At 44.3% G+C, this 18,195-nt stretch carries 17 protein-coding genes; 16 read left to right on the plus strand and 1 reads right to left on the minus strand.

Going from position 1 to position 18,195, the window contains the following annotated elements; all coding sequences use genetic code 11:
- Positions 1-77 precede the first annotated feature (77 nt).
- A complete protein-coding gene (locus H3T84_RS04565; RefSeq protein ID WP_198218335.1) occupies positions 78-665 on the plus strand; it encodes a biotin transporter BioY in 588 nt (195 codons plus the stop codon).
- Between the two features lie 103 nt (positions 666-768).
- Here the strand turns inward: H3T84_RS04565 and H3T84_RS04570 are convergent, their stop codons facing one another.
- Complete coding sequence (locus H3T84_RS04570) at positions 769-1,107, minus strand: P-II family nitrogen regulator (RefSeq protein ID WP_078475291.1); 339 nt, start codon at positions 1,105-1,107, stop codon at positions 769-771.
- A 166-nt stretch (positions 1,108-1,273) separates the two neighbouring features.
- On the opposite strand from H3T84_RS04570, the gene purL reads away from it, so the two are divergent.
- The 15 genes from purL to H3T84_RS04645 all read left to right on the plus strand — a co-directional run bounded on the left by purL (position 1,274) and on the right by H3T84_RS04645 (position 18,190).
- A complete protein-coding gene (purL, locus tag H3T84_RS04575; protein WP_198218339.1) occupies positions 1,274-5,209 on the plus strand; it encodes a phosphoribosylformylglycinamidine synthase in 3,936 nt (1,311 codons plus the stop codon).
- A gap of 19 nt (positions 5,210-5,228) precedes the next feature.
- On the plus strand, positions 5,229-5,735 hold the full coding sequence (gene luxS / locus H3T84_RS04580) for an S-ribosylhomocysteine lyase (RefSeq protein ID WP_174833152.1): 507 nt from the start codon (positions 5,229-5,231) through the stop codon (positions 5,733-5,735).
- A gap of 386 nt (positions 5,736-6,121) precedes the next feature.
- Positions 6,122-8,401 carry a class 1a ribonucleoside-diphosphate reductase subunit alpha gene (gene nrdA, locus H3T84_RS04585; protein ID WP_198218342.1) on the plus strand — a complete coding sequence of 760 codons (2,280 nt, stop codon included), beginning with the start codon at positions 6,122-6,124 and terminating at the stop codon, positions 8,399-8,401.
- 86 nt (positions 8,402-8,487) lie between these two features.
- Positions 8,488-9,621, plus strand: a complete 1,134-nt coding sequence (gene nrdB, locus H3T84_RS04590; RefSeq protein WP_144235867.1) for a class Ia ribonucleoside-diphosphate reductase subunit beta — start codon at positions 8,488-8,490, stop codon at positions 9,619-9,621.
- A 55-nt stretch (positions 9,622-9,676) separates the two neighbouring features.
- Positions 9,677-9,988 carry a class I ribonucleotide reductase maintenance protein YfaE gene (gene yfaE, locus H3T84_RS04595; protein ID WP_025330435.1) on the plus strand — a complete coding sequence of 104 codons (312 nt, stop codon included), beginning with the start codon at positions 9,677-9,679 and terminating at the stop codon, positions 9,986-9,988.
- A gap of 79 nt (positions 9,989-10,067) precedes the next feature.
- Positions 10,068-10,799: a pyridoxine 5'-phosphate synthase gene (gene pdxJ / locus H3T84_RS04600; RefSeq protein ID WP_084563445.1), complete on the plus strand. Its 732-nt coding sequence runs from the start codon at positions 10,068-10,070 to the stop codon at positions 10,797-10,799.
- 29 nt (positions 10,800-10,828) lie between these two features.
- The gene (gene acpS, locus H3T84_RS04605; RefSeq protein WP_025330433.1) at positions 10,829-11,215 is read left to right on the plus strand and encodes a holo-ACP synthase; all 387 of its coding nucleotides are present in this window, start codon (positions 10,829-10,831) and stop codon (positions 11,213-11,215) included.
- A complete protein-coding gene (locus H3T84_RS04610; RefSeq protein ID WP_198218344.1) occupies positions 11,212-12,003 on the plus strand; it encodes an NUDIX domain-containing protein in 792 nt (263 codons plus the stop codon). Before acpS ends, H3T84_RS04610 begins: the two co-directional genes overlap by 4 nt.
- An 87-nt stretch (positions 12,004-12,090) precedes the next feature.
- Positions 12,091-12,531 carry a hypothetical protein gene (locus H3T84_RS04615; protein WP_198218346.1) on the plus strand — a complete coding sequence of 147 codons (441 nt, stop codon included), beginning with the start codon at positions 12,091-12,093 and terminating at the stop codon, positions 12,529-12,531.
- An 89-nt stretch (positions 12,532-12,620) separates the two neighbouring features.
- Positions 12,621-12,926, plus strand: coding sequence for an accessory factor UbiK family protein (locus H3T84_RS04620; RefSeq protein ID WP_084564930.1), 306 nt, complete (start codon positions 12,621-12,623; stop codon positions 12,924-12,926).
- 11 nt (positions 12,927-12,937) lie between these two features.
- Positions 12,938-14,434, plus strand: a complete 1,497-nt coding sequence (locus H3T84_RS04625) for a YifB family Mg chelatase-like AAA ATPase (RefSeq protein WP_084564932.1) — start codon at positions 12,938-12,940, stop codon at positions 14,432-14,434.
- A 98-nt stretch (positions 14,435-14,532) separates the two neighbouring features.
- On the plus strand, positions 14,533-15,243 hold the full coding sequence (locus H3T84_RS04630) for an SPOR domain-containing protein (RefSeq protein WP_198218353.1): 711 nt from the start codon (positions 14,533-14,535) through the stop codon (positions 15,241-15,243).
- A 31-nt stretch (positions 15,244-15,274) separates the two neighbouring features.
- Entirely contained in the window at positions 15,275-15,970 is a 696-nt protein-coding gene (locus tag H3T84_RS04635) for a thiol:disulfide interchange protein DsbA/DsbL (protein WP_198218356.1), read from the plus strand.
- 98 nt (positions 15,971-16,068) lie between these two features.
- Positions 16,069-16,887: an undecaprenyl-diphosphate phosphatase gene (locus H3T84_RS04640; RefSeq protein ID WP_084552957.1), complete on the plus strand. Its 819-nt coding sequence runs from the start codon at positions 16,069-16,071 to the stop codon at positions 16,885-16,887.
- 151 nt (positions 16,888-17,038) lie between these two features.
- Positions 17,039-18,190: an ATP phosphoribosyltransferase regulatory subunit gene (locus H3T84_RS04645; RefSeq protein ID WP_198218358.1), complete on the plus strand. Its 1,152-nt coding sequence runs from the start codon at positions 17,039-17,041 to the stop codon at positions 18,188-18,190.
- Positions 18,191-18,195: the final 5 nt, after the last annotated feature.

Genomic DNA, 18,195 nt, shown 5'->3' on the forward strand with positions numbered 1-18,195 from the left:
CAAGCGGCTTCGGCCGCTATTTTATTAATTGCGAACCTCTTTTTTCTCCCTGATATTCAACTAAATATAACCAATCCATGACCTCAATTTTATCGCAAACCTATCAGCCTTATCTTTTGCAGCACTATAGGTTAACCCAGTGGTCGCACCAATTACTTGCAACTACATTAGCAGCATTATTAATGGCTATATCAGCCAATATAAGCATTCCTCTGCACCCCGTCCCTTTATCGCTGCAATCACTGGCAGTTTTACTGCTCGGTGCATTTTTAGGGCGAAAGCTCGCTGTATTAGCCATACTTGAATATTTGCTGCTCGGCGCCTGCGGTCTGCCCTTTTTTGCGGGTGGGCATGGCGGAATAAATGTATTGGTATCAGCCTCTGCCGGTTATCTGTACGGTTTCATATTCAGTGCGTATATCGCCGGCTGGGCTGCTGAAAGAGGCTATGACCGACATTTTTTCAGCGGATTATGCGCCTTTGCACTTGCTCATCAGATTATATTTGTCTTTGGTGTTTTTTATCTGGCTTTTTATTTGCATACCAGTATTTATCATGCATTGCAATTAGGCTATCTGCCATTTGCCGGTTTTGATTTACTTAAATTTTTTATTGCTGCGACTATTATGTTCACTCTGTGGCAATTTGGTAAAAAGCCAAGCTAATATCTTCAAGATAAGAAAACCGTACGAAAGCAATGTATTAACATACTTGAGTCATATTATCACTGCTATTCTCAGACGGTTTTCTATTTATTCTAACTATTTTTTAAATTGCTGTATCGTCCCGCTCTCCGGTTCGAATACGAATAGCGCTTTCTACCGGTAATACAAAAATTTTACCATCTCCGATTTTGCCGGAATGAGCAGCGGCAATAATTACCTCAATCGCCTGTTCTACTCTGTCATCCGGTAATACCAGTTCAATTTTTACCTTTGGTAAAAAATCTACTGCGTATTCAGCGCCGCGATAAATTTCTGTATGTCCTTTCTGCCGACCAAAACCTTTGACCTCAGATACAGTCATTCCGCTGAAACCCACATCAGACAAAGCTTCACGTACATCATCCAGCTTAAACGGTTTAACAATTGCTTCAATTTTTTTCATGCCGCCATGTTCCTTTTTACTGTATCCACAGTGCTAAAAACTACCATATCCTTATCTGAAACTCAAACTACCATGATTTAATAACATAAATTTAAGCAAAGCACTTATTTTTCGCGTAAAATTGCGTTTCAGCCAAAACCCACTACTAAAGTGAGCTACTCTCATCATGTCAGTTGTTCTGTCACTGTGCGGCGAGGCCGCACTATCCCCGTTTCGTATCGAAAAATTGTTACAGCAGGCAGCCAGATTACAACTGGATTGTAATATTCAGATAAACAGCGAATATCGCTATTTTGTGGCTTCAGCCACCGAACTTGATTCTGGTCAACAGCAAAAACTGCTTCAACTTTTACGTGCTACCCATCAGAACAGCAATACTCTGACAGGCACGCAATTATTGGTTACACCCCGTCTGGGCACTATTTCACCGTGGGCATCCAAAGCAACCGATATTGCACACAATTGCGGACTAAACGTAATTGAGCGCATTGAGCGCGGCATCCTGTATTCATTTTCGCGCGAGCTTAGTCAGCAGGAACAGGATAGCTGGCAAACCATACTACACGACCGCATGACAGAAAGTGTACTAACTGCTGTAGCGGACGCTGCACAACTGTTTCACACAACTGCGGCAAAAAGTTTTACCAGTATTGACATACTGGCAAATGGCAAAACAGCTCTGCAAGCAGCTAACCAGCAAATGGGGCTGGCATTATCCGCAGATGAAATAGATTATCTGGTTGAAAATTATCAGCAACTGCAACGTAATCCTACCGATGTAGAACTGATGATGTTTGCTCAGGCAAACTCAGAACATTGTCGACACAAAATATTTAATGCCAAATTTATTGTTGATGATGAAGCCAAACCTGAATCCCTATTTGGCATGATTCGGGCTACGCATCAGGCGTATCCTGAAGGTACACTGGTCGCTTACAAAGACAATTCATCAATCATTGCCGGTGCCAGTATAGAACGCTTTTACCCACAGGCAAATCAACAGCAGAAATATCAATTCAGCACTGAAGAAACACATATTCTGATGAAGGTGGAAACCCATAACCACCCTACCGCTATCGCACCTTTTGCCGGCGCTGCAACCGGCTCTGGTGGGGAAATCCGTGATGAAGGCGCTACAGGAAAAGGCGCACGTCCTAAAGCGGGTTTAAGTGGTTTCAGTGTTTCTAATCTTTGTATTCCCGAATTTACTCAGCCATGGGAACAATATACAACTACACGTAATCAGTACGGTAAGCCAGCACATATCAGCAGTGCGCTGGATATCATGCTGGATGGCCCGATCGGTAGCGCGGCCTTTAATAATGAATTTGGTCGTCCTAATTTGCTCGGCTATTTCCGTACCTTTGAAGAATTATTCAGTGGTACTATGCGCGGCTTTCATAAACCTATTATGATTGCAGGCGGACTAGGTAATATACAGGCTCAGCAGGTTTTCAAAGACAATATTCCTGCAGGTGCATTACTTATTCAGCTGGGCGGACCGGGCTTACTGATCGGGCTGGGCGGCGGAGCAGCCTCCAGTATGAGTACCGGAGCAAATCATGCTGATCTGGATTTTGACTCAGTGCAGCGTGGTAATCCTGAAATTGAGCGGCGCGCACAGGAAGTTATTGACCGCTGCTGGCAACTTGGCTCAGAAAATCCGATTATATCCATCCATGATGTTGGTGCAGGTGGTTTATCTAACGCTTTTCCGGAGCTGGTCAACGATGCCGGCCGCGGGGCAATCTTTCAGTTACGCCGCATACCACTTGAAGAGCACGGCCTTAATCCGTTGCAGATTTGGTGTAATGAAGCTCAGGAACGCTATGTTTTGGCAGTACAGCCTGAAAATCTGGAAATATTTCAGTCCATATGCCAGCGTGAACGTTGTCCGTTTGCTGTTGTCGGCACAGCTACTGATGATGGCCAGCTACAATTACGTGATGAATTATTCAATAACAACCCGGTAGATATTCCTCTGGACGTGTTACTGGGCAAACCACCTAAAGTGACCCGTACAGATTCTGCCGTTATTGAAGAGATTCCTCCTTTTGACGGAAGTAAACTGGATATTCGTGAAAGTCTGTACAGAGTATTAGGTCTGCCTGCTGTAGCCAGCAAACAATTTCTGATTACTATTGGCGACCGCAGTGTTGGCGGCCTCACGCATCGCGATCAGATGATTGGAAGATATCAGACACCGGTTGCAGACGTTGCCGTAACCAAAATGGGCTTTAATACCTTACGTGGCGAAGCCATGAGTATGGGTGAAAAATCACCTGTAGCCTTATTTTCCGGTGCAGCCTCAGGGCGTATGGCAGTTGGTGAAGCATTAACCAATATTGCTGCCACAGACATCGGAGAAATGGGCAAAATTAAACTTTCTGCCAACTGGATGGCTGCCTGTGGTTTTACCGGAGAAGATGCCCGTCTGTATGAGACTGTCAAAGCCGTATCCGAACTGTGCCAGAAACTGCAAATCAGTATACCTGTAGGCAAAGATTCATTATCAATGCAAACACGCTGGCATGATGCCGGTGAAGAAAAAAGGGTAGTTTCACCCTTATCTGCTGTCATCACAGCCTTTGCACCGGTTCAGAATGTGCTCAACACAGTGACACCAGAGTTACAGAATATTGCAGATACTACCCTGCTGGCCATTGACCTCGGTCAAGGATACAGCCGAATGGGTGGAAGTGCTTTGCAGCAGGTATGGAAAAATCTCTGCGGTTTAGCTCCGGATATCAGCAATCCCGAAATCATTTCTAAATTTTTCACACTTATTCAGTCATTGATTCAGGAACATAAAATTCTGGCCTATCATGACCGCAGTGATGGCGGATTGGTAGTAACACTGGCTGAAATGATGTTTGCTGCCCATATCGGGGTGACTATTGATATTGCATCTCTCATCCGGCAAACCAATAAGCACAGCCAGAATCAGAAGCTGCAAGATGCCGCTGTACGCAGTCTGTTTACAGAAGAGCTTGGTGCGGTTATTCAGGTACACAATGATGACCTTGCCGGCATTCAGAATGCTTTTGCCTCTGCCGGCATAGCTGAAACTTTACATGTACTTGGTCACATCAATACAACTGACCGGTTAATGGTTCAGCATGGTAATACAGTTTTACTTAATGAAAACCGGGTTGAATTGCAAAAGAGCTGGAGTGAAACCAGCTATCAAATGCAACGCTTACGCGATAATCCTTGTTGTGCAGACAGTGAATTTGCCTTACTGGAGCAGGAACAGCTGTCAGAATTATTTGCCAGCCTGAGCTTTAACCCGGCAGAAGATATTGCTTTACCTTATATTCATCGGCATCAGCAGCCTAAAGTTGCCATTCTTCGTGAACAGGGCGTCAACGGACAATTAGAAATGGCAGCTGCATTTACCCGCGCTAGTTTCGAAACTTACGATGTTCACATGAGTGATTTACTAAGCGGACGGGTTAAATTAAGTGATTTTCAACTGCTGGCTGCCTGTGGCGGATTCAGCTATGGTGATGTACTGGGCGCCGGAGAAGGATGGGCAAAAAGTATTCTGTTTAATGAACAGCTGCGACAACAGTTTGCAGAATTCTTTAACAGACAGGATACACTGACACTAGGCGTGTGTAACGGCTGTCAGATGCTCAGTAATCTGGCTGAAATCATCCCAGGTACAGATAACTGGCCACGCTTTCGGCGCAATATTTCCGAACAGTTTGAAGCTCGCCTGAGTATGGTCACTATTCCGGCTTCCTCATCATTAATTCTGGCTGATATGGTCGGAAGTAGTTTACCGGTAGTAGTGAGTCATGGTGAAGGACGAGCAGATTTTGCTCATCTGACCAATGACGCCATACCGGCAGATCTTTCTGTTGCACTCCAGTATATTGATGGTCAGAATCAGGTAACGGATATATATCCGCTCAATCCGAATGGCTCTCCGGCCGGTATTGCCGGTGTCAGCAGTACGGACGGCCGCGTCACCATTATGATGCCGCATCCTGAACGGGTATTCCAGACAGCGCAAATGAGCTGGGCTCCGCGTGACTGGCTGGAAATGTCCGGCTGGTACCGTCTGTTTGCCAATGCACGAAAAATTTTAAACTGATAATTGCGAGGGAATCATCATGCCATTACTCGACAGTTTTACTGTAGACCATACCCGTATGCATGCTCCGGCGGTACGTGTGGCTAAGAATATGACCACACCCAAAGGAGATGACATTACTGTATTTGATTTACGCTTCTGCAAACCGAATCAGACTATACTGCCTGAAAAAGGCATGCATACTCTTGAGCATTTGTTTGCCGGATTCATGCGCGACCATCTTAACAGTGATCAAGTAGAAATTATTGATATCTCACCAATGGGCTGCCGCACCGGTTTTTATATGAGTCTGATCGGAACACCTGATGAAGCAACTGTGGCCAAAGCCTGGGCGGAATCTATGCAGGATGTGCTTGCGGTAACTGATCAGAGCCGCATACCTGAACTTAACCGCTATCAGTGTGGCAGCTATACCATGCATTCACTCGAAGAAGCCAAGTCCATTGCCCGAACAGTTCTTGAAAGTCAGATTAGTATCAATTACAACAATGACTTAAAACTAGATGAGTCACTATTGCAACACTAGATACTAATCGTTGTCATTGCTGCCTGAAATTAAACGAAGCTGTGCTGAGCTTATATTTTAGGCAGTTTTTCTTTTTTCCTGTAAATGTAGATATATACAGCATAAACTTATCCCCTGATATAAAAAAACTAATAAAACAAAAAAATTAATAATTTTTTTTACAATTTTATTCAAATTGAGACAAATCAAAGCAAACTGCTTGTCAATCAACAAAAATCATTACTTCACTTAACCCAACCATTATGAAGAAGCGGATATAGTCAGTTTTGACAAGTCTTTTTTTTAAAGCAAAAAACCAGTATATTGTGTTTGAAATAACAGTTGACCACTACATTTTGTGTTGGCACTGTTTTTTTCTGCGTCAATTGTGCTAGAAAGAATAACTCATGAATGCGGTTGCCAACCTTAAAGTAACCAAACGTAATGGTAGTTTGGAAGACATCAATCTGGATAAAATTCATCAGGTCGTTACCTGGGCTGCAGAAGGCCTGGATAATGTATCCGTATCTCAGGTCGAAATGCGCTCACACATTCAATTTTATAATGGTATTCGTACTGACGATATTCACGAAACCATTATTAAAGCAGCAGCCGACTTGATTTCCACAGAAACACCGGATTATCAGTATCTGGCAGCCCGCTTAGCTATCTTTCATCTGCGTAAAATTGCTTTCGGCCAGTTTGAGCCACCTCACCTGTATGATCATGTGAGTAAGCTGACAGAATCAGGTAAGTACGATAAACATATTTTAGAAGATTATTCTCGCGCTGAATTTGATGAACTGAATGACTGCATAGAACATAACCGTGATTTAACTTTCTCATATGCTGCAGTTAAACAGCTGGAAGGCAAATATCTGGTTCAGAACCGTGTTACCAAACAAATTTTTGAAAGTCCGCAGTTTTTATACATGCTGGTAGCAATGTGCCTGTTCGCCCGTTACCCTCAGGCTACAAGACTGACTTATGTAAAAAAATTCTATCATGCCATCAGTACTTTTAAAATTTCCCTGCCAACACCAATTATGTCAGGTGTTCGCACCCCGACCCGTCAGTTTTCTTCATGCGTACTGATTGAATGTGATGATAGTCTTGATAGCATCAATGCAACTACCAGTGCAATTGTGAAGTATGTATCTCAGCGCGCAGGCATTGGTATTAATGCTGGCCGGATCCGTGCACTGGGCAGCGAAATCCGTGGCGGAGAGGCACAGCATACAGGCTGTATTCCATTTTATAAGATGTTTCAGGCAGCTGTGAAATCCTGCTCACAAGGCGGTGTCCGCGGTGGTGCTGCTACCCTGTTCTATCCTTTGTGGCATCTGGAAGTAGAAAATTTGCTGGTATTGAAAAACAACCGTGGAGTTGAAGAAAACCGTGTACGGCATCTTGACTACGGTGTACAAATTAATCGCCTGCTGTATACCCGCCTGATTAAGGGTGAAAATATCAGTCTGTTTTCACCTTCAGATGTCCCGGGGTTATATGATGCATTTTTTGCTGATCAGGACGAATTCGAACGTCTTTATGTTTTATACGAAAAAGACAACAGCATCAACCACCGCAGTATTCCGGCCGTGGATTTATTTTCATTATTAATGCAGGAACGTGCCGGTACCGGACGTATTTACATTCAGAATGTCGACCATTGTAATACCCACAGCCCGTTTGACCCGAAGCTGGCTCCGGTTCGTCAGTCAAATCTGTGTCTGGAAATTGCTTTACCTACTCGTCCGTTGAATGACATTAAAGACCCTGAGGGAGAAATAGCTCTCTGTACCCTTTCAGCATTTAATCTGGGTGCACTGGACAATCTGGAAGAACTCGAAGAATTGGCCGAACTGGCTACCCGTGCTCTGGATGCTTTGCTGGATTATCAGAACTACCCTATCAAAGCAGCTGAACTGGCTACCATGAACCGGCGGACATTAGGTATCGGTGTCATTAACTTTGCATACTATCTGGCCAAAAATGGCGTTAAATACAGTGATGGTTCTGCCATAAACCTTACGCACCGGACTTTTGAAGCCATTCAATATTATCTGCTGAAAGCTTCTGTCAAACTGGCACAGGAACTGGGAGCATGCCCTAAATTCAGCGATACTACTTATGCTCAGGGTTTATTACCGATTGATACATACAAAAAAGACCTGGATAAAATCTGTCAGGAACCTCTGCATCTGGACTGGGAGTCATTGCGTACCGATATAGTTAAACACGGCCTGCGCAATTCCACCCTGACGGCACTCATGCCATCAGAAACATCCAGTCAGATTGCCAATGCTACAAACGGTATTGAACCACCGCGCGGGCTGGTATCGGTGAAGGCGTCCAAAGATGGTATTCTTAAACAGGTAGTACCGGAATTCGAACGTCTGCACAACCAGTATGAATTGCTCTGGGATATGCCGAATAATGAAGGTTATCTGCATTTAGTCGGTATTATGCAGAAATTTATCGACCAGTCGATATCAGCCAATACCAATTACGATCCGCAGCGTTTTGAAGGACAAAAAGTCCCGATGAAGCAATTAATCAAAGATTTGCTGACAGCCTATAAATTTGGTCTGAAAACTTTGTATTACCAGAATACCCGTGATGGTGCCGATGATATGCAAACCAGTATTCAGGATGACGGCTGCGCCAGCGGTGCTTGCAAAATCTGATTAAACAAGGGTGCATCAGCACCCTTATCTCCTTTTTCTACATTAATTAAATAAAGAGTATCGCCATGGCCTGTGAACATCTGTCTATGAATTACAGTACATTCTGTCAAAAACCGAATAATGCCCTGACAGAGCCGATGTTCTTCGGACAGCCGGTTAATGTAGCCCGTTATGACCAGCAGAAATTTGATATATTCGAAAAACTGATTGAAAAACAGCTTTCATTCTTCTGGCGCCCTGAAGAAGTCGATGTATCGCGTGATCGCATCGATTATGCCAATTTACCAGAGCATGAAAAGCATATTTTTATCAGTAATCTGAAATATCAGACCCTGCTTGATTCCATTCAGGGGCGCAGTCCTAATGTTGCCTTACTTCCTCTGGTATCTATTCCTGAGCTGGAAACATGGATTGAAACATGGTCTTTTTCTGAAACCATTCATTCACGCAGTTACACTCACATTATCCGCAATATCGTGAATGATCCTTCGGTTGTATTTGATGATATTGTACAAAACAAACACATTATTGCCCGTGCTGAAGAAATTGCCTGTTACTACGATGATTTAATCGAATATACCCAGTACTACAACTTACTGGGCGTAGGTGAACATGAGATTAACGGTAAAACCGTTGTAATCAATTTACATGAACTGAAGAAAAAGCTGTATCTGTGCCTGATGTGTGTCAATGTACTGGAAGCAATCCGCTTTTATGTTTCATTTGCCTGCTCCTTTGCTTTTGCTGAGCGCGAACTGATGGAAGGCAATGCCAAAATCATCAAACTGATTGCCCGTGATGAAGCTTTACACCTCACTGGCACCCAGCAAATGCTTAACCTGATGCGTACCGGTGCAGATGATCCGGAAATGGCTCAGATAGCGGCTGAAACGGAAGAAGAATGTTTCCGGCTTTTCCGTCGTGCTGCCATACAGGAAAAAGACTGGGCAGAATATTTATTTAAAGACGGATCCATGATTGGTCTGAACAAAGATATTCTTGGTCAGTATGTCGAATATATCACCAACCTGCGTATGCAGGCTGTAGGCTTACCGCCGGCTTTTGAACATGCCAAACAAAATCCCATTCCGTGGATTAATGCATGGTTGTCTTCCGACAATGTTCAGGTAGCACCACAGGAAGTAGAAGTCAGCTCATATCTGGTTGGTCAGATTGATGCCGAACTTAATGAAGACGACTTAAGCGATTTTGAACTTTAAAATTTCTGTCTGAACCCAGTTTTCAACAAAACCTACCGGAGCAGCTTCAGCTAAAATGAGCTTAATCACCACCTGCGACAAAACATTCACTCTTCAGCAGGATGAAACCCTGCTGGAAGGTCTGGAACGTACCGGACATGAAGTTGAATATCAGTGTCGCAGCGGTTATTGTGGTTCATGCCGGCTCAAACTGCTATCCGGGCAGGTCAGTTATGCAGAACAGCCGCTGGCCTTTATCGCCCCGGGAGAGATACTTCCCTGCTGCTGTCAGGTAAAAACCGATTTGCATCTGGTCTGCCATCTTCGAACCGATACACCGGAACACAATCCAGACCTTTTTGACAACGATTTATTTGCAGATAAATAAAGTTAAACCGGTTATCTTTACCGCCGGAAAAAGATAAAGTATCGTGACATCCATTTAACTCAGCACTAGGTAAAAACTTATGTTACTTGGCGTAAACATAGATCATGTAGCAACAGTACGTAACGCTCGCGGCAGTATCTATCCCAGCCCGCTGGAAGCAGCACTGCTTGCCGAAACACATGGTGCCGATCTGATTACCATGCATTTACGTGAAGATCGCCGCCATATTCATGATGCAGATGTATTTGCCGTAAAAAATGCCATCAGCACCCGTCTTAATCTGGAAATGGCACTTACCCCGGAAATGCTTGACAACGCTCTGGCTGTTCAGCCTGCCGACGTATGTATCGTACCGGAAAAAAGACAGGAAATTACCACAGAAGGCGGACTGGATGTTCTGTCACAACAGGATAAAGTAGCAGAATATGTCCAGAAACTGACAGCTGCGGGGATACGCGTATCACTGTTTATTGATGCTGATAGCCGGCAGATACAGGCCTGTCAGGAAGTCGGTGCACCAGTTATTGAGCTGCATACCGGTGCTTATGCTGATGCACCTGAAATGCATCAGCGCCGGCAGCAGCTGGCACGAATCGAAGAAGCAGCTCATCAGGCCAGTGAAATGGGCATAATTGTTAATGCCGGCCATGGTCTGAATATTCACAATGTCACCCCTATTGCTAAAATTCTGGCTATAAACGAACTGAATATTGGTCATGCCCTGATTGCTCAGGCTATTTTCATCGGCTTACCACAAGCCATTGAACAAATGAAGACCACTATTTTCCGTGCACGCAGCCTTCCTTATTAACCTAACCTTTTACCAGCAAAAGGAACAACATGATTTACGGCATAGGTACAGATTTAGTTAAAATTGAGCGTATTGCCAAAATGTGTAAAACCTATGGTGCCAATGCCGTAGCAGCAAAAATGCTGTCACGGATTGAAGCACTAGAGTGGCCTTCAGCCAATCATCCTGTACAGTTTCTGGCCAAACGCTTTGCCGCTAAAGAAGCTTTTGCCAAAGCCGTCCATACCGGTCTGCGCAGTCCAGTGACCTTACGCAATATCGGAATCGGTCATAATGAACTCGGCCGGCCTGAATTTATTGTTGAAAAGCCATTAGCACAATGGCTCAAACAAAAAAACATTGGCCGTATCCATCTGAGTCTCACAGATGAAGACGACTACATAGTGGCTTTTGCTGTAGCAGAGTATGCTAAATGACGCAGGATAATCTCATCGAAGTAGTTGCCGGTGTCCTTTATAACCAGCGCGGTGAATTTCTGCTTAGTTCACGTCCGGCAGGTAAAGCATATGCGGGGTACTGGGAATTTGCCGGCGGTAAAGTAGAATCAGGGGAAAGTCCACTGGCGGCATTGCAGCGGGAATTTGCCGAAGAACTAGGCATAACCGTTAATTCAGCTACACCATGGATAAGCAAAACTCATCGTTACGAACATGCCCACGTATATTTGCAATTTTATCGCATTGCTGCCGATCAGTGGCAGGGACAACTAACTGCACGAGAACAGCAAAGCTGGAGCTGGCAGCAGCCAGGTTGTCTTACTGTTACCCCCATATTACCTGCTAATGCACCTATTCTGGCCGCATTAGCCATCCCTGCTCATATGAGCGGAAATTTAAATACAGGTTTTTATACCGCGTCAAAGCAGGAACCTGCCTTAAAAATATACCCTTACCATTCAGGAATAGCAGCAGGATCAATTATTTACACACTAGCAAATCAGCTACAGCAACTGGCGAATCTGCATCCTGTCAGCGCTATCTGGGCTATATGTCATAACAGTGAAGAGTGGCTACAGGCACAAACAGCTGCGGCGATAATCTGGCCGGTAGGCCAGCATGAAGATATTCATCTGCTGCTTCATCTGCTGCATAATCAGCCTTCCTCTGTACCCGTTATGGTTTTACAGCAAACAAACGCTCAGCTCATTGCACAGCCAGACTGGATGACACTGGGTGTTCATGGCATCATACTGGAACAACAATAATAAGTATTACCACCTCTGTGTATTCACGACCACCTGTACTGCAATTACCGGATAATTTTTCTTAATTTATATTGGTCAGCCAATCTCATGAATCAGCCCGCAAAAAAATCAACTGCTGTTATCATCGGACTACTTATTTTTATCATAGCTGTTACGCTTATTATTGGCATAGTTTTCTGGCATAACACCCGTACCGATGCTTTGAGCACCCTCAGTAACTGTAATGTCCGTACCGGCTGCATATTACCCGGAGGAGCTGTCATTCAATTTACGCCTCCAGCAGATATCACTAAACCTTTTGATATCAGCATGCGTAAAGTACCTGCTTCTGTAAAACGAATCAGCATACATTTCACCATGCGCAATATGAGTCTGGGTTTTAATCGTACCGACTTCAAACCGCAGGGACAGGGGGTATGGACAGCTTACCGTGCCGTATTGCCCGTATGTGTTGACGAACGTAATGACTTTCTTGGTGATTTAACTGTTGACGGCAAGCATTACAATATTGTGTTCACTGCACCGTAAACAGCACAGCATATAAGCATTGCATCTCAGACTGTTTCACCCGTACAATCACAGACATTGATTACCTTGCCATTAAAAGGATTCAGGTCATGATCAGCAAAAAATTTTTTGAAGACATCAGCGATAAACTCGGCGATACCATCAGTAACAGTCCCATCAAAGATATGGAAAAAAATGTTAAATCCATGCTTGGCAGTGCTTTTAACCGGATGGATTTGATTACACGTGAAGAATTCGATATTCAGCAACAGGTTTTACTAAAAACCCGGGAAAAACTGGCTGAACTGGAAAGCAGAGTGATCGCGCTGGAAGCATTGTTAGCACAAAATAATAAAAACCATGAAACCACCGATCCGGTTGCTCCGACAGATAATCATACTGATTTGTCTAACTAGGGAATTACGCCATGTCATGGGCAGTTGTTTATAGTCGTGCTCTGGCTGGCATGGCAGCACCACTTGTAGAGGTAGAAGCTCATCTGGCCAACGGCTTACCTGCATTCAGTATTGTTGGTCTGCCGGATACAGAAGTTAAAGAAAGCAGAGATCGGGTAAGAGCGGCTATTATTCAGTCCGGTTTTGACTTTCCGGCTAAAAAAATTACCGTTAATCTGGCACCTGCTGATTTACCCAAAGAATCAGGCCGGTTTGATTTACCGATAGCTATCGGCATACTGGCAGCATCCGGTCAGATTGATGGTACCAATCTGCATCAGTATGAACTGGCCGGAGAACTTGGCCTGTCCGGTCAGATCAGGCCTATCCGCGGGGCTATCGCCATGGCAGAAGCAGCCAGACAGCACCAGCGTTCATTTATTCTGCCCTCAGATAATGCTTTTCAAACTGCCCTGTTACCTGATGCGCATGTTTATGGCGCTGATACATTATTGGCAGTAGCAGCTCATCTTAATCAGGACCAACCACTTTCCCCTGTTGATGTACAACATATACAACAACAGCCTGATGAAACAAACTATCCTGATATGTCTGATGTACGCGGGCAACAAACAGCCAGACTGGCACTGGAGATCGCCGCAGCCGGCGGTCACAGCATCCTCATGTCCGGACCGCCTGGAACCGGTAAATCTATGCTGGCACAACGTCTACCCGGTATCTTACCGCCACTTACAGCCAAAGAACTCGTCAGTGTCTGGTCATTACAGTCATTGTTGCCTCACGGACAGCAAAAATACCGCCTGAACCGGCCATTTCGCTCGCCCCATCATAGTACTTCGGCTGTTGCACTGGTAGGTGGTGGCTCCGATCCCCGACCTGGTGAAATTTCACTGGCACATCATGGTATTTTATTTTTGGACGAACTGCCGGAATTCGACCGTAAAGTTCTTGAAGTTCTGCGAGAGCCACTGGAAAGCGGAGAAATTCATATCTCACGCGCAGCACGTCAGGCTACTTATCCGGCTAAATTCCAGCTAATAGCAGCAATGAACCCCTGCCCTTGTGGTTATCTCGGACATCCAGTTAAACCATGCCGCTGTACACCCGAAGCCATAACCCGTTACCGTGATAAAATTTCCGGTCCGCTGCTTGACCGTATAGACCTGATCATTGAAGTGCCCAGTTTACCTGCCAGTGATTTGTTACAGCAGGCAAACGGTGAAAACAGTAGCAGTATTCGTGAGCGTGTCAAAACAGCACGCTCGCGCCAGTATCAGCGTCAGGGTAAAATCAATGCTCAACTGAGCAACCGTGAACTGGATGATATAGCCCGAATCACCCCTGAAGCCAAACAAACCCTGGCCAGTGTGATGGAAAAATTGTCGCTGTCAGCACGCAGTTTTCATCGTATTTTACGTATTGCACGTACATTAGCAGATATGAATGATATACATGATGTTGAAACCAGTCACATTTTACGCGCCATAAGCTTCCGCCGTGCTTTATAATATCAGCAGAACTGAAATTGATAATGTTATCTATACAGATAGCTTCCAGTTCTGAACAGAATTTGCCGTATATAATGCCAAACATAAAGGCTTTTAACATGCATATGTACACACCACTTCGTCAGGCAGGTAAGGGGCTTGTCAGCTTTATAATAGGTTTGCTTCTTGCAACCTTAATCATTGCCTGTATCCTGTTCTTCCTGAATAAAAGCAAATCAGATTTTAAAAATCTTGATAATCCCGCTGCTTCTGTTCCGCCACAACCCGAAATACTTACTCCGGCCAATAGTACAACAGCATCTTCTCAAATCTTTACTCCTGATACTCCTGCGTCTTCAGGAACCACAGGTGAAACTCCGGAAACTATACCAGCTTCACAACCGGTCAATGTGGGAGGGATTGAAAATGACATTACTATTAAACACACACCGACAACACAACCACCCATACAACATAAAACACCAGAAAAAACACCCAGAAAAGCACCCCCAGTCAGTCATACAGATATAACTCCGGAACAAATTCTGAATAACGGTAGTCTTGAAAAAGCTCAGCGTGCTGCAGCAAAGCAGCATAGTGAAGACAAAGTTTTTTTACAAATCGGTTCATATAACAACCGTACTGATGCTGATGCCCAGCGTGCCAAACTAGTAATGCTGGGAATTAACAGCAGCGTACATAATGCTAAAGTCAACGGTACAATCAAATATCGTGTTCAGACTGATAAGCTGAGTCGGAATCAGGCTGAGCAGATTAAACGAATTTTACAGCAGCATAACATTGACAGCCTGACCAGAACAGCATCCTGAGTCATCCGGATTTATTAAACAGGAAATTAACATGCTTAAAAAATTTATAACATCTTTGTTGGCAATACTGGCTTGTATCAGCGCTCTGGCACAAGCTGCAACAGAATCCGTAGATTACGATGTACTAAAAACACCCATTCCTCAACTGCATAAAAACAAAGTGGAAGTATTGGAATTTTTCTCCTACAGCTGTGTTCACTGCTCACATCTTGAGCCCTTTATGCTTAAAGAAATGAAATCTTTTGCGCCTGATACCTATCTACGGCCCGTTCATGTTGTCTGGGATGATGACGTTTATTTCAATCTTGCCCGTGTAGCTGCCGCAGTAAACAGTACCGGAATGAAATTACAGGCAGACCCGCTGATTTTTGATGCTATTTTTAGTAAACATATTGAATTATGGCAACCTGACGTATTCAATAAATGGGCAGTAGAACAAACTGCATTTGACGGTCAGAAACTGGTAAAAGCCTATAATAGTCTGGAAAATTCAGCTACAGCTACCAGCATGCGTAAAATGGGCGAAAAATACAATATTACGTCAACACCTACTGTTATTGTGGGTGGCAAATACGTACTTAAATTTCCGAAAGGATTTGCAGCAGGAATGAAAACAATGAATGAACTAATTGAAAAAGTACGCAATGAGAATAGCGCACATGCTGCAAGCACACGTAAACTACCCAAAAGCATAGGTGCCTCACTAGCAGCCTCTGCCAATCGATAGACTCTGATCTTCGATCAAAACAATAGTGTGTTTAACCTTAAACACACTATTGTTTTGTATAAATTTCATGGCTTAAATACACAAATACAGTAAATAAAATGGATATTGTCTTGTTTTTAAAAGCCCTGATTCTGGGCATTGTAGAAGGTTTGACCGAATTTCTGCCTGTTTCCAGTACCGGACATCTGATAGTAGTCGGTAATCTGCTGAAATTTGAGACTACAGGTGAAGTATTCGACATTACGATACAGCTTGGTGCAATTCTTGCCATTGTTTTTGAATATAAACACCGATTTGCTCATATCATTACCCATATTGGTAAAGAACCGGCTACCAACCGCTTTGTTCTTAATCTGGCTATAGCCTTTATTCCCGCAGCCATCATGGGTTTACTGTTCAGTGAACAAATCAAGCATTATCTGTTTAATCCAATTACTGTTGCTACAGCACTTGTAATAGGCGGTTTACTGATTCTCTGGATTGAAAAACGTCAGAGCCGTACCGAACCGAAAGTTAAAACTGTTGAGGACATGCGGCCTCGCGATGCACTTATCGTCGGGCTGGCACAAATTCTGGCATTAATTCCCGGTACATCTCGTTCTGGAAGTACGATTATGGGCGGCATGCTTTGGGGGATTGAGCGCAAAGCAGCAACAGAGTTTTCTTTTTTTCTGGCCGTACCAGTAATGATTGCTGCCACCGGTTATGACATGCTTAAGCATCTGCATGAATTTACCCGAGATGATTTATTGTTGATTGCTATTGGTTTTGTTGCCGCATTTCTTTCTGCCTTGGTTGCAGTGAAAGCTTTACTGCGCTTTGTTGCTCATAAAAATTATATCCCTTTTGCTTGGTACCGAATTGTATTTGGCGGTATCATTTTACTTACTTGGGCTACAGGCTGGGTAAAATGGTAATCAGAATCTAATTGTCTCTGGTATAAAAACGTTAAATTGTGATAAAGTGATATTTTAAAAGACCTCAGGCACAACATTCAGCTGCCTTTCCACGTCTACGTCACACTGTTCCGTCAGGGTCAGTGTGGCTTGTATTTTGTGAGGAATCCCAATGCAGTCTTGGCAATTGCCCGAATATATTGCCGACATTCTACCTTCAGCGGCGCGCCAGCTTGAAAGCGCCAAAGAACAGCTGTTAGCACTTTATCGCGTCCATGGCTACGAACTTGTCAGCCCCCCTTTACTTGAATACAGCCAGTCCTTACTTACCCGTATTGATGAAGGGCTGTCACTAAAAACCATCCGTGTTGTCGATCAGCTTAGTGGCCGGCAGCTTGGTCTGCGCGCAGATATTACACCCCAGGTTGCCCGTATAGATGCTCATCTACTGTCAGCCAATAGCGGGATTAACCGACTGTGTTATGCCGGTCCAGTTTTACATGCACGACCTGACGGCTTTTTAAGTACCCGGGAGCCTTTACAGATCGGCGCTGAATTATATGGGTATGCGGGTATCGAAGCCGACATCGAACTTATTGATTTAATGCTCAAAAGCCTGACCGTTGTCAATATACCCAAACCAACACTGTCACTTGGGCATATCGGTATTTTTCATACACTGGCTAATGCTGCCAGCCTGACTACACAACAGGCGGCAACTTTATTACAGCTGATGCAGGCTAAAGACGCTGCCGCAGTTCAGCAGTGTGTACAACAATGGCAGCTTCCTGAGCAATGGATTAAAGCTTTCGTCGCTTTACCTGCATTATATGGAACCCAGACAGTATTGCAGACTGCCGCAGACTGTCTGCCAGACCTGCCGGAAATAAGTGAAGCATTACAGCAGCTCCGACAAATCTGCACAGCATTTGCAAACCATAATATATTTATTGATTTAAGTGAATTGCGAGTAGACAACTACCATACCGGGTTGCTGTTTGCTGCCTATAGCGAAGACTGGCCGGACGCACTGGCACGAGGCGGACGTTATAATGGTCTGGGTAAATATTTTGGCCGTAACCGCCCTGCTTCCGGCTTTAGTTTTGATTTACGTGATTTAATCGGGCATCTGCCTCCGGTAGAAAAACTGCGCGGCATAAAAGTCAGCGTACAAGATGCCACTGCTGCAAAAACCGAAATAGAGCAACTGCGTTCAGCCGGTGAGTGTGTCATTATTGATTATACTCCCGAATGTAACGATATCAGAGGATGCGACCGCCAGCTAGTATGGCAAAACCAGCAATGGCAGCTGATTCCTTTGTAGCAATA

The organism is Snodgrassella sp. M0110 (assembly GCF_016101465.1).
Classification (GTDB): domain Bacteria; phylum Pseudomonadota; class Gammaproteobacteria; order Burkholderiales; family Neisseriaceae; genus Snodgrassella; species Snodgrassella alvi.